10 protein-coding genes are annotated in these 11,491 nt (G+C 63.5%); 3 read left to right on the top strand and 7 right to left on the bottom strand.

What is annotated here, in order from left to right; all coding sequences use genetic code 11:
• Nucleotides 1-74: 74 nt before the first annotated feature.
• The 4 genes from EPN33_07620 to EPN33_07605 form a co-directional block, all read right to left on the bottom strand.
• The gene (locus EPN33_07620; GenBank protein ID TAN22788.1) at nt 75-926 is read right to left on the bottom strand and encodes a pantoate--beta-alanine ligase; all 852 of its coding nucleotides are present in this window, start codon (nt 924-926) and stop codon (nt 75-77) included.
• The gene (gene panB, locus EPN33_07615) at nt 917-1,786 is read right to left on the bottom strand and encodes a 3-methyl-2-oxobutanoate hydroxymethyltransferase (GenBank protein ID TAN22787.1); all 870 of its coding nucleotides are present in this window, start codon (nt 1,784-1,786) and stop codon (nt 917-919) included. The genes EPN33_07620 and panB overlap by 10 nt, the downstream gene beginning before the upstream one ends.
• Nucleotides 1,787-1,942: 156 nt before the next feature.
• Nucleotides 1,943-2,593, bottom strand: a complete 651-nt coding sequence (locus EPN33_07610) for a deoxynucleoside kinase (GenBank protein ID TAN22786.1) — start codon at nt 2,591-2,593, stop codon at nt 1,943-1,945.
• Nucleotides 2,594-2,629: 36 nt separating this feature from the next.
• The gene (locus EPN33_07605; protein ID TAN22785.1) at nt 2,630-3,772 is read right to left on the bottom strand and encodes an acyl-CoA dehydrogenase; all 1,143 of its coding nucleotides are present in this window, start codon (nt 3,770-3,772) and stop codon (nt 2,630-2,632) included.
• A gap of 323 nt (nt 3,773-4,095) precedes the next feature.
• Here EPN33_07605 and EPN33_07600 point away from each other — a divergent pair, with 323 nt between their 5' ends.
• Both EPN33_07600 and EPN33_07595 read left to right on the top strand, forming a co-directional pair.
• The gene (locus EPN33_07600) at nt 4,096-4,329 is read left to right on the top strand and encodes a hypothetical protein (protein ID TAN22784.1); all 234 of its coding nucleotides are present in this window, start codon (nt 4,096-4,098) and stop codon (nt 4,327-4,329) included.
• Between the two features lie 192 nt (nt 4,330-4,521).
• Nucleotides 4,522-5,118 (top strand): hypothetical protein, encoded by a 597-nt coding sequence (locus EPN33_07595; protein TAN22783.1) that lies wholly within the window; start codon nt 4,522-4,524, stop codon nt 5,116-5,118.
• On the opposite strand, the gene EPN33_07590 is transcribed toward EPN33_07595, so the two are convergent.
• Together EPN33_07590 and EPN33_07585 are read right to left on the bottom strand one after the other, a co-directional pair.
• Complete coding sequence (locus tag EPN33_07590; protein TAN22782.1) at nt 5,115-6,182, bottom strand: ATP-dependent Clp protease ATP-binding subunit; 1,068 nt, start codon at nt 6,180-6,182, stop codon at nt 5,115-5,117. The genes EPN33_07595 and EPN33_07590 overlap by 4 nt on opposite strands.
• A gap of 134 nt (nt 6,183-6,316) precedes the next feature.
• Nucleotides 6,317-8,734: an FtsX-like permease family protein gene (locus EPN33_07585; protein ID TAN22781.1), complete on the bottom strand. Its 2,418-nt coding sequence runs from the start codon at nt 8,732-8,734 to the stop codon at nt 6,317-6,319.
• A gap of 92 nt (nt 8,735-8,826) precedes the next feature.
• Here EPN33_07585 and EPN33_07580 point away from each other — a divergent pair, with 92 nt between their 5' ends.
• Nucleotides 8,827-10,059 carry an ATP-binding protein gene (locus EPN33_07580; protein TAN22780.1) on the top strand — a complete coding sequence of 411 codons (1,233 nt, stop codon included), beginning with the start codon at nt 8,827-8,829 and terminating at the stop codon, nt 10,057-10,059.
• Here EPN33_07580 and EPN33_07575 read toward each other — a convergent pair.
• A complete protein-coding gene (locus EPN33_07575; GenBank protein TAN22779.1) occupies nt 10,056-11,471 on the bottom strand; it encodes a M28 family peptidase in 1,416 nt (471 codons plus the stop codon). The genes EPN33_07580 and EPN33_07575 overlap by 4 nt on opposite strands.
• Nucleotides 11,472-11,491: the final 20 nt, after the last annotated feature.

Here is an 11,491-nt window from a genome sequence, read left to right as displayed (position 1 = left end):
TGCTAAAACTGCTTTAGCGTCGCCGCGCGGTCAAGCCGGATTCGCGGACGCGATTCACCATGCCCAGGCTACCGCTAGAGAAGGAACTGGCCGGAGGAATCAATATGGCCATTGTCGATCAAGCGAACGTGGCCATCGAACGCTGCGACCGCAAACAGCGTGCCGGGAACTGCTTGCTCAACCGGCAGCAGCGTGTTCTCGTCGACGGCGCTGAAGTAGTCCAGCCGGAGGAGGGGCTCACGGGCAATTTCTGCACGGCCGGATTCGAGCAGCTTCGCCGTAGAACGTTCACCAGCGGCGTACACTTCGGCGATGGCGCGCAAGCCGCCCGAGAGGCCACGCGCGGCGGTGCGGCCCTCAGGCGAGAGCAGCAAGTTGCGCGAGCTGAGTGCCAGGCCGTCGGGTTCGCGGACGATCGGGCAGACAACCATTGCGACCGGTAAGAAGCAATCCTGTACCATGCGCCGCAACACGGCGACCTGGGCGGCGTCTTTCTGTCCGAAGTAGGCGCGCGTGGGTCGTGCCAGCTCGAACAGCTTCAGCACCACGGTGGCGACGCCCCGGAAATGCCCAGGGCGGCTGGCGCCGCACAAACGGCGGCTCAATCCTTCGACCTCGACGAAGGTTGCCGCGTCCGACGGATACATGGCCGCAGCGTCAGGCGCGAAGACTGCCTGCACGCCCCCGGCTTCGAGCAAAGCGCAGTCCTGCTCCAGCATGCGCGGATAGCGGGCGAAATCTTCGTTCGGGCCAAACTGCGTCGGGTTCACGAAGATGCTGACGGCGGTGACGGCATCGTGCGTGCGCGAGGCGCGGACCAGCGCCAGATGTCCGGCGTGCAGTGCGCCCATGGTGGGCACAAGGCCCAACCTATGCTGGGTCGCGCACCATGACTGAAACTGCCGCGGTTCGCGGATTACTTCCACGCGCCCTGCACCTTGGTCGCCTGCGGCATGTGGTAGCTTTCGCCATCGGCAGGGAACTGGCCGGCTTCGACATCCTGCCGGTAGGCTTCGGCGGCGGTGCGTACGGCGGTCGCCAAATCGGCGTAAGGCCGCACAAACTTGGGTCGGGGCCGGAAGCTGAGGCCCAGCAGGTCGTGAACTACCAGCACCTGACCGTCGCAATCCGGTCCGGCGCCGATGCCGATGGTGGGAATCGCCGCGCGTTCGGTAATTTTGGCCGCGAGCTCGCGCGGTACTCCCTCCAGCACCAGCGCGAACGCACCCGCGGTTTCGATTGCGGCGGCGTCGCGCAGCAGTCGCTCAGCGCCTTCTGCCGTCGTCCCCTGCACGTGATAACCGCTCTGGCGGTTCACCGATTGCGGCGTCAGCCCGATATGGCCCATCACCGGAACTTCGGCTGCCACAATGGCGCACACAATGTCGGCGCGTGCGGCGCCGCCTTCCAGCTTGACCGCTTCCGCGCCCGCTTCCTTGACCATACGGATGGCGTTGCGCACCGCCTGGCGTTGGCTGAGATGGTAGCTGCCAAAGGGCATGTCGGCGACCACCAGGGCACGCTTGACCGCGCGCCGCACCGAGCGCGTGGCGACCAGCATCTCGTCCATGGTCACCGGCAGCGTGCTCTCTTCGCCGGCGCTGGCCATGGCCCAGGAGTCACCTACCAGCAGAATGTCGATGCCGGCTTCGTCCAGCAGCCGTGCAAAGGGGTAATCGTAGGCGGTTAAACAGGTGATCTTTTCGTGGCGCTGCTTCTTGGCCGCGCAAGAGGCGAGGGTGACCTTGAGGTCGACCGTCGCCGAGGCAGATGGGTAAGGACTCATAGCGGGGTGCCTGTTCTGGATGCCCAGAATCAAGCCTCCTTCTGCTTGAATTTTTGGAGGGTGAGGTGAGCGGTGGTTAACGCACCATGCCCTGACGATATCCGCCACGTAGGGTCGGATTCCGGGCGTCTGTCCGTCCTCAGGTAGATTTTATCGCTATTCGCCCAGTGGCAGGTAGTACTGAGTGCCTGCAACGGGTTCTTCGAGGCGCTTCAGCAACTCACGCATGTCCGCGTCGCGCTCGATAAAATCAATCTCGCTGGTGTTCACCACCAGCAGATCGGTCTGGTTGTAGCGGAAAAAGAAGTGGTCGTACGCCTTGACCACTTCGGCCAGGTATTCGTCCGAGACGCGCTGTTCGCGGGGAATATTTTTGCGTTCCAGCCGCTCGCGCAGAACTGCGGGCGTGGCCTGCAGATAAATCACCAGATCAGGCAGGGCGATTTGGGGTTGCAGGAACTCGTAGTATTGGTTGTACACGGCCAACTCGGCGTCGCTCAGGTTGATGTAGGCGAAAATCTTGTCTTTCTCAAAAATGTAATCTGCCACCAGCGGCATGAAGGGCCGCCCGGGTCCCAACGGCGCGAGCTGCTGATAGCGTTGCAACAGGAAATGCATTTGTGTCCGGAAGGCCGCACCCGGCTCGCCCGCGTAAAAGGCCTCCAAATGCGGGTTTTCTTCCGGTTCCAGCAGTAGCCGGGCACCGCTTTTTTGCGCCAGGATGCGTGCCAAGCTCGACTTGCCCACGCGGATGGGACCCTCGATGGCGATGTAGCGGGGAGTTGGCCCCGACGGCGCAGAGGACATTTCAGGATTGTAGCCCGTCGCCGCGAAATGAGTGGCCTACAGCACGAGCTTGGCGATGGTCTGCAACTGCAGGTTCGAGGTGCCCTCGTAGATCTTACCGATCTTCGCATCCCGGTAGTATTTCTCGACCGGATAATCCTTGACGAAGCCGTAGCCACCATAGACCTCGACGGCGAGCGAGGCTACATGCTCGGCCACTTGGGAGGCGTAATATTTGGCCATCGCCGCCTGCTTGACGAATTCGGCACCGGCATCCTTCAGCCGGGCGGCATTGTAGACCAGCAGCCGCGCCGCTTCCACCTCGATATGCATTTGCGCCAACTGGAACTGCACGCCCTGAAATTCGCTGATCGCCTTGCCGAATTGCTTGCGTTCCTTGGCGTAGCGGGTGGCGTGATCGAGCGCACCTTGCGCCAGGCCCAGCATCTGGGCGGCGATGCCGATGCGGCCTTCATTCAGCGTCTCAATGGCGATCTTGTAGCCTTTGCCCACCTCGCCCAGCACGTTCGCTGCGGGCACCTGGCAGTCCTCCAGGATCAGCTCACAGGTGCTGGAGGCGCGGATGCCCAGCTTGTCTTCTTTCTTCCCGACGCTGAATCCTTTGAAGTCGCGCTCGATCAGGAAGCCGGTGATGCCGCGATAGCCCGCCTCCGGGTTGGCGTTAGCGAACAGCACGAACAGGTTCGCCTCCTGCCCATTGGTGATCCATAGCTTCCGGCCGTTAAGCCGAAAACCGCCGGCGGATTTTTCGGCCCGCGTCTGCATGGCAAAAGCATCGCTGCCCGAAGCTGGCTCCGACAAGGCGTAGGCCCCGAGCCATTCGCTGGCCATACGCGGCAGGTATTTCTTTTTCTGGTCTTCGTTGGCCCAGCGCAGCAGGGCATTGTTGACCAGCGTGTTTTGTACATCCACCACCACCCCGGCGGAGGCGTCCACCCGCGACAGCTCTTCCACCACCAGAACGGCGTCGAAGAAAGTTCCGGCGCTGCCACCGTAGGCCTCAGGGAGTTGCACGGCCATCCATCCCTGCTGAAAAAAATCCCGCAGCAACCCGGCATCAAAGTGGGCGGTTTCGTCCATTTCCCGCACCAGCGGCTGCAAGCGGGTTTCAGCCCAGTCGCGCACTGACTGGCGCAACAGTTGTTCTTCTTCGGTCAACAAGGTTAGTGGTGAGCTCATTGAATTTTCATTTTCACCGATCTGGGCCTTGCTGTAGCAAATTCCCCGTCCGCGGCCGCAACTGACCGACCGCTCGGTTCAAGTGCTTGCAATCCCAAGCCGATAGGCGTATAGTCTTGAGCTTTGGTGAGCCGTTTTGGGGCGGCGAGCCGCGGTTAATTTTCCAGGTTCACTTGAAAAATAATTTTTCCGGGAGCCCGTTTGGGGCTGAAACTTTTGGTGTGCCCACGGCGTCCAATGGGCCAGTTGAGAGTTTTGGACGCAACGAATCGCAATTTTAACGTTCTATACATAACAACGCTTCCAGGAGGGAGGTGGGCCGTATGCCAGCAGCAACATTAGAAGGTTTGAAAGCCAGAATTCATTGCCCCATGTGCACCCGCACGGTGGAGGGTTTGGCAATCCCGGAGGTCCGCTTGGGCCGTTCGCGTCTGCGCGTGATGCCGGGACAGAAGTGTAGCCGCTGCGCGGCGTCGCTGGATGCCGGTTTCGTGTTGGAGCTGTTGCCCGAAACCGAACAACCAGCAGCCGCCAAGGGCAAACACCGCGCCGCCTGAGCGGAGCGGGCAGGCGCTTTCACTCATTGTCTTTCAGCTTCTTGCCAGTTGTGACCCGCTGCTTTGGGTCACAACTGGCAAGTGCATTTTTGTGACTCGCCACTTTTTGCCCGGGTCGCTCCCGTTGGCCGCTTGGAATCGGGCTTCGGTTCCCGGCAGGGTCCGCCCGCTGGCGCTCAGGGCTCCTCCTAGCTGCCGTCAACTGTGAACTCCCCCGCCATTCAGACTGTCATATTTGATCTGGGGAAGACGCTGATCCCCTTCAGCCTGGCTCCGCTGCATGCGCGCCTCGATGGGCAGCCCGGCAGCCGCGAGGCCGCCAAACACCTGTTCCAGCGCTTCGAATGCGGAGACCTCGAGCCGGAAGCGTTTCAGGACGCGGTTTGTGGCCTCACGAACTTATCGGCCCCTGAGTTTGGCCCCTGGTGGAACTCGATTTTCGAGCCGCATCTGTTGGTTCCCGAATCCTGGCTGCGGTTTCTCCTGCGCCGTTATCGTTGCGGCCTGCTCTCCAACACCAATGCATTGCACTTCGCCTTTCTGCTGAGTGAGCAGCCGGTGCTAGCCGAGTTTGCCTTCCGCATCCTGTCGCACGAGGTGGGTGCGGCTAAGCCGGATCCGTTGATCTTCGAGGCGGCGGAAGCGGCTGCACGTTGCCGCCCGGAATCCATTCTGTATTTTGACGATATTCCGGAATTTGTAGCGGCGGCCCGCCGTCGGGGCTGGCAAGCGCACCAGTTCACCGCGGCGCAGGCAGTGTCGTCCGTCTTGCCCGAGCTGTCGTCCTAGCGCCGGGCGACCGCTTCACGCAAGAACGATAGCCCTTCGACACCAGCGATAGAGTCCACCACGATGCGGTCGCAATTGCCGACCTGGTGGGTAGCCAATAGGCTGGCCAGCGGCGTCACCAGCCGCCGCTCGATAGCGCGCTTCAGGTGCCGGGCGCCAAACTTCAGGTCCGTACCTTCGCCCAGCAGCGCCGCGCGCGCCGCCGGCGTGCAGCGGAATTGCACCGGCTCCTGCTTGCCATCGGCTTGCGTCTCCGCCAAACGGGCCTGGACAGCGTTGAGCTCCAGGTCCAACACCTGTTCAAGCTGCGCCGCATCCAGAGGCTGAAAGACGACCACGTGGTCGAGCCGGTTGAAAAACTCCGGCGAGAACTTGCGCTTGGCAGCCGCTACCGCAGCGGCCTCCAGCCGGTGCCGTACCGAACCGGTCAACGTGGCTTCCTGGCCTGCTCCGGCGGGAGCGAAGCCGAGTCCCGCCTGCATGAGGCTCTGCATTTCGCCGGCGCCCAGGTTGCTGGTAAGAAAGATCATGCAGCGCGCAAAACTGACGTGCCGGTTGTCCCCCAGCGTGAGCGTGGCCTTGTCCAGAATGCCCAGCAGAAGCTGCCAGAGCGCATCGGAAGCCTTCTCGATTTCGTCGAACAGTACCAGGCTCATCGGCACTTCTGGCGTCTGATGCTGATCAATCGCCTCCTGCGTCAGCACCGGATGCGTCTCGCGATGCCCGAGGTAACCCGGAGGCGAACCTACCAGCTTGGCGATCTCATGGCTGTGCTGGAACTCCGCACAGTCCACTTTGATCAGCGCCTGTGGGCTGTGAAACAGCGCTTCCGCCAGGGTTTCGACGACATGCGTCTTGCCCGAACCGGTCGGACCCAGAAACAGAAAATTGGCCAGCGGCCGTTGCCGCGAATTCAAACCCGCCAGCAGGGTCTGGTAGGTATCCACCACGCGCTCCAGCGCTTGCCTCTGGCCGATCACTCGCGCCTGTAACGTTTCCAGCAACGCCGCCGCCTGAGGACTACGGCGCTGGGGATTGAGCACTACGCGCACTGCCGTTGCCATAACCCACCCCCTTGATACTTCTCTTAGCAAAGGGATGACCAAGCCCGATCCGACGATGCAAAACCTTCGGCGCCCCCGCCGATGGGTGGGATTCGCAGACGCTGGGCATCTCCAGCTTGCACGGCGAAGCGGCTTTATTCGTAGCGGAGGACATCGGCAGGTTCGATGCGTGCAGCGCGCCGCGCCGGGATCGCGGCTGCGGCCAACCCCACCAGACAGACGAGCGTAGCCGCGCCGGCCCATAGCCGGGCATCGAGCGCGCTTACGCCCACCAGCAGGTGACCGACAACGTCTTTTTCCAGTGGGCTGAAAGTCAGTCCGAGAGCGATAGCGGCCGCCAGCATCCCGCCCACGCGCAGCAGCACCGTGCGTGCCATGGCTCGCGGTGATGCGCCCAGTGCCAGCCGGATGGCAATCTCATGCCGCCGTCCGGCGACCCAGTGCGCCAACAGACCGACGACCGCCAGCCAGATCAACAGCAGCGCCAGCGCCGCAGACATCTCCATCACGCGCAAGCTGAACCGCTGCGGCGCCAGGATCCGGGCCGCGGCAGCATCGAGGGTGGTGCTGAACAGCAATTCGACGCCGGCAACGCCGCCGACAGCCCGCAGTAACGCCGCCACGTTCGTTCCGCGCGCCACGACGGTCATGGCGATTGCCGGACCCCGCGACGGCTGCGCGGCCGGGAAGTAAACCTGACCCTTGGCAAAGGTATCGTCTATTGCCCCGCCGGCGAGAATATCCGCGGTTTCGCCCACGACGGTGATCGGCCCGGTCTTATTCCCCATGTAGAGCAAGCGCCCGATCGGATCGCGGTTGCCCCAGAGGGATTGTGTCGCACCCTGGCTGATGATCGCCACCTTGGGCGCGCTCGCGTTATCGGCGGAGTTGAAGGCGCGCCCGCGCAGCAAGGGCAGGCCCAGCACCTGCAAGTAGGGACCGGAAATCAGATTCGGCTCCAGCCCGGCGGAATGATGCCAGTCGCCGGCTGCGGGCAGAAAATAAACGACGCCAGTTCCCATTTTGCTGAACGGCGCATTCTCGATTAGCGCCGCACAACCTAGCGCGACCAGTTGCGCGGCAGCGAGGGCTGCGGCGTTGCCCACCTGCGCGCCGGTTGCCATTTTCGCCAGGATCGCTTTCCGTTCCGTCGACGATGCCGCCCGTGCCTGAGCGGCCAGCGATAATAGTTCGGGTGCAGTCGTATAAGTTACGGCCGCCACGCCGTGCGGCTGAAATCCAAGATTGACGTGCATCAGACCGACGTAGCTTGCCAGCAGCAACGCGGCGCCGGCCGTCAGCACCAGAGCCACCGTAAGCTCCGCCACCACCAGAACCGGCCACAACACCGATGTCCGCACTCTGCCATAAAAGGCCGACTGCAGCATTTCCGCAGGCAGCGGCTGGCGCAACGTGCTGAGCATCGGAGGAATGGCCACCACGAGTACGGTCAGCAGCGCCAGGCCCACGAGCGTTAGCGCGTCGATCCATTCCGGGCGCAGCAGGTCGATGCCAAGCATGCTCGCTGGCGCGCCGCGGCGTAGCGCGGCCATTAATCCGGAGGCCACGGCCGCACCGGCGATTGTTGCGGGCGCCACTACCACCAGCGCCTCACTGAGCCATTGCAGCGCCAGGCGCAGGCGCCCTCCGCCCAGCGCCATGCGCGTAGCAATCTCTTTTTGGTCGCCCAGCGCCCGCGCCAGCAGTACGCCTCCGAACCCAAAACAGGCCACCAGCCAGAGCAGTCCTGCAGCGCCCAGCAACAGATCGACGGTCGGCTGCGAGCCGTGCGACCAGCTTTTCACAAGCGAGGCTGCAAACGCAGAACTCATCCCGTATTTCTGTCCTGGATTCGCGGCCTCCTCTACGGCGACTTCGCGCTCCATTTCCGCCTTCACCTGCGCATCCGCCTGCTGCAAGCTCGACTCGGGCCGCAGGCGCGCAATCAAGCCGCCGTAAAGCGGCCCATTCTGCAGCACCAGATAACGCTGCGCGGCGTGGTAGGGGATCCAAACCGCGGTTCCGTCCGGGAAGCCGAATCGCGGCGGCATTACTCCGATCACGGTGAACGGCGTTCCTCCGAGCGAGACGCTCTGGCCGATGGCCGCGCCGTGGAACGCACCGGCGAGCGTGTCGCTGATGATCGCAACCCGCTCACCCGCCTGCAACTCCTGCGTGCTGAACTCTCGACCTTCGAGCGGCGCGATGCCGGCCATGCGAAAAAACCCGCGAGTCACGGAGGCGATAATTTCGTGGGACTGCAACCCGACGGCAGTGATCGTCAATCCGCCGGGGTGGTATCCCGTCACGGCGGCAAACGCGGGCAGTTTGGCGTAGTCGGCAACGGTTGCCGGGTCGCCGCCCGCGTAAATATGAACGACCTGCTGGGGTTGTGGCAAACCCAGCGGATTGAGTAATACATGGCGGGCCAGTGCTGTGATGGCAGTAGCACCGCCCAGCCCGAGCGCGAGTGCCACAATCAGGACGACACCGAGGCCGCGCTGCTTCGCCGCTCGCCGCCAGGCGTAGTGCAGGCTTGTGCCAAGGCACATGCGCCCACTATACTCCAGTGTTCAAAGCCTCGCCAGCGTTTGTAAAATATAGTATGATAATTATTCGAATAGGCTATAATAATTATTAAGCCATGGCTTCAGAAGTTCTTAGCTTCGTCTCTTGCCGTCAAGCACTGCTGGCGCGCGTGCGCGCTGCACAGCCGGCATTCTTGCAGTTGCTGACCGGACCACGCCAAGTGGGCAAGACAACGCTGCTGCTGGAGCTGGCCGGACAGTTTCCGCAACGCGCGGTTTACGCGGCAGGCGACGACCCCGATGCGTCACTGCCGGGCTTTTGGGAGCGCAAGTGGGCCGAGGCGGAGCGCCTGGCTGCCGCGGCGCCGGCGATCCTGCTGCTCGATGAAGTGCACCAGTTTCCCGATTGGGCGGCGCAACTGAAAAGCTTCTGGGATCGTGCCCGGCGGCAGAAGCTGCGCTTGCATGTCATCGCCACCGGTTCATCGGCGTTGCGCGTTCTGACCGGTTCCCGTGAAAGTCTGGCTGGCCGCTTCGAGCGGTTGGAGCTGACGCACTGGCCCGCAGCGGCGCTGGCAGAGGTTTTCGATCTGACGCCTGTGCAAGCGATCCAGGAAGTGGTGGCGCATGGGGGCTATCCCGGCGCGGTTCGCCTGGCCGCGGACGAGGCGCGCTGGCGGGCGTACGTCCTCGACGCCATCATCGAGCCGGCGATTGGGCGCGATGTGCTGGCGCTCGGCAGTGTGCGGCGTCCGGCGCTATTGCGCCAGGTGTTTGCGCTGGCTGCGTCTGCACCGGCGCAGATTGTCTCGCTGCAGAAGCTGCAGGGGAAACTTCAGGACAAAGGAGCGCTGGCGACGGTGGCCAACTACCTGCGCCTGCTGCAGGATGCCTATCTGGTCGCCCCGCTGGAGCGCTACTCGCCGCAGCTCCGCCGGCGCCGCGCGGCGCCGCCCAAGCTCGTGGTCCTGAACAACGCGCTGATCACCGCGATCCATGCCGGCGGCGCGCCCGATCGGGCCCACGATCCGGCTCTGTACGGCCAATGGGTCGAGAACGCGTGCCTGGCGTTTGCCGTCAACCAGGGCCAGCGCGTCAGCTACTGGCGCGAAGAGCCGAGGGAAATCGACGCCGTTTTCGAAGGGAGCTGGGGCAACTGGGCGGTGGAAGTCAAGACCGGCGGTTTTGAGTCGCAGGATCTCATCGCGCTGTTCGAGTTCTGCCGGCGTTATCGCAAATTTCAGCCGCTGGTGCTGACTGCGCCCGGCCGCGAGCAAGACGCCCGCAACCGTGGCGCCGCCGCGCTGAGCTGGGAAGCATTTCTGCTTTCCGGCCCGCCAGAGGGTTAGTGAACCGGCGGGAACGGGGAGGTGCCGGTGCTGGGACGGGCCTGGGGAATCGAGGGCAGGCTTTCGGTGCCGTCCTTGCCGACCGCGACCACACCCATTATGTAGTCGTCCAGGGTTGCTTCCATGTTGACCGAGGTGCCGCTGACTGCATACCGTTTCGTCCATTGAGCCGCCGCCGTCGGGCGCAGCAAGACGCGATAGCTGACCGCCCCAGGTACGGCATTCCACGAAAGGTGTGTGCCCCAGCCATGGCGGCGTTGTTCGACCGGCGCCGGCGTCGGCGGCGCCAGTGCCAGCCCCGCCAGCGTCAGAACGTTCACGCGCGCCACGTTGGCGGTGTAACTGGGATTGGTGAATTGCAACAGGTCACCAAACAACACGCCGTTGTACATGCGCTTCCACTGATGCTGGTGATCGTAGTTTTCGTAGTAGTCGGTCATGCGGACGGCGGTGAAGCCGGCCTGCACATAAGCGATGTCGTCGCCGCCGCGGCCGAAGCGGTCGCGCCGGTACTCCTGCACGACCTGAAAGTCCGGCAGGTAGAGAGCCGCGATCCCTGACGCGTAACGGCCCAGCTCGCGGGACAGGGAATCGTTTTCGCCGCCGATGGTGGCCAGGCGGAGCACCTGGAGAGGCGAGGCGTCTTCCGGCACACCTTCGCTGTAGACGCGCATTTTATTGGTATTGACGTGGCCGGGCGTATTGTCGCCGCCGACGATGTCGTCATCGAGCATGGCCGCGACCTGCTGATGATCGGCCTGGGCCGCACGCGCGTTCCAGTAGGCGCCGTACAGCCCCTCCTCTTCGCCATCGAAGGCGATGAACTCGAGGGTGGCGGGGAAATGGTACTGGCTCATCACCCGCGCGCACTCCAGCGCCACGGCTACGCCGCTGGCGTCATCGTTCGCGCCCGGACCTACGGTGGGCGTGCGCGTGTCGGTACCGCCGCCAAAGCCGCCGATGGTGTCGTAATCGCCGCCCATCACGAACACGCGGTGATCGTTGGGGTTATCGCCGGGCAGCGTCGCCACGACGTTGGTCATCGGCACCGCCGTGCGGATGCGGAAGCCCGGTGGCACCATAAAATGCTGCTCGGCGACCTGCAAACGGCCGCCCGAGGCGGCGCTGTATTGCTTGAATTGCGCTACGATCCAGGCGCGAGCGGCGCGCGTACCGGTGGTGGTCGAATCGGTTTCTTCCGTCGCCAGCCGCGTGCCGAAGCTCACCAGCTTCACCTGATCTTCGTGAATGTTCGCCGCACTGATCTCACGAATGATTTGGCGCAGTGTCGCATTGCTGGCGCTCGGGGTCACCGCGGGCGGATGGTCGAAGGTCGCTTTGGAGGTTTGCGCGCCCAGCGCGGTAGCGAACAGCAGGGCGGCGGCAGCCGCCAGACAGGATCGTGATGTCATTTCCCGGTTTCTCCTCAGGC

The organism is Acidobacteriota bacterium (genome assembly GCA_004299485.1).
Lineage (GTDB): Bacteria > Acidobacteriota > Terriglobia > Terriglobales > SCQP01 > SCQP01.
The sequence above is the reverse complement of the archived record's forward strand: the minus strand, read 5'-3'. Positions and strand labels throughout refer to the sequence as shown.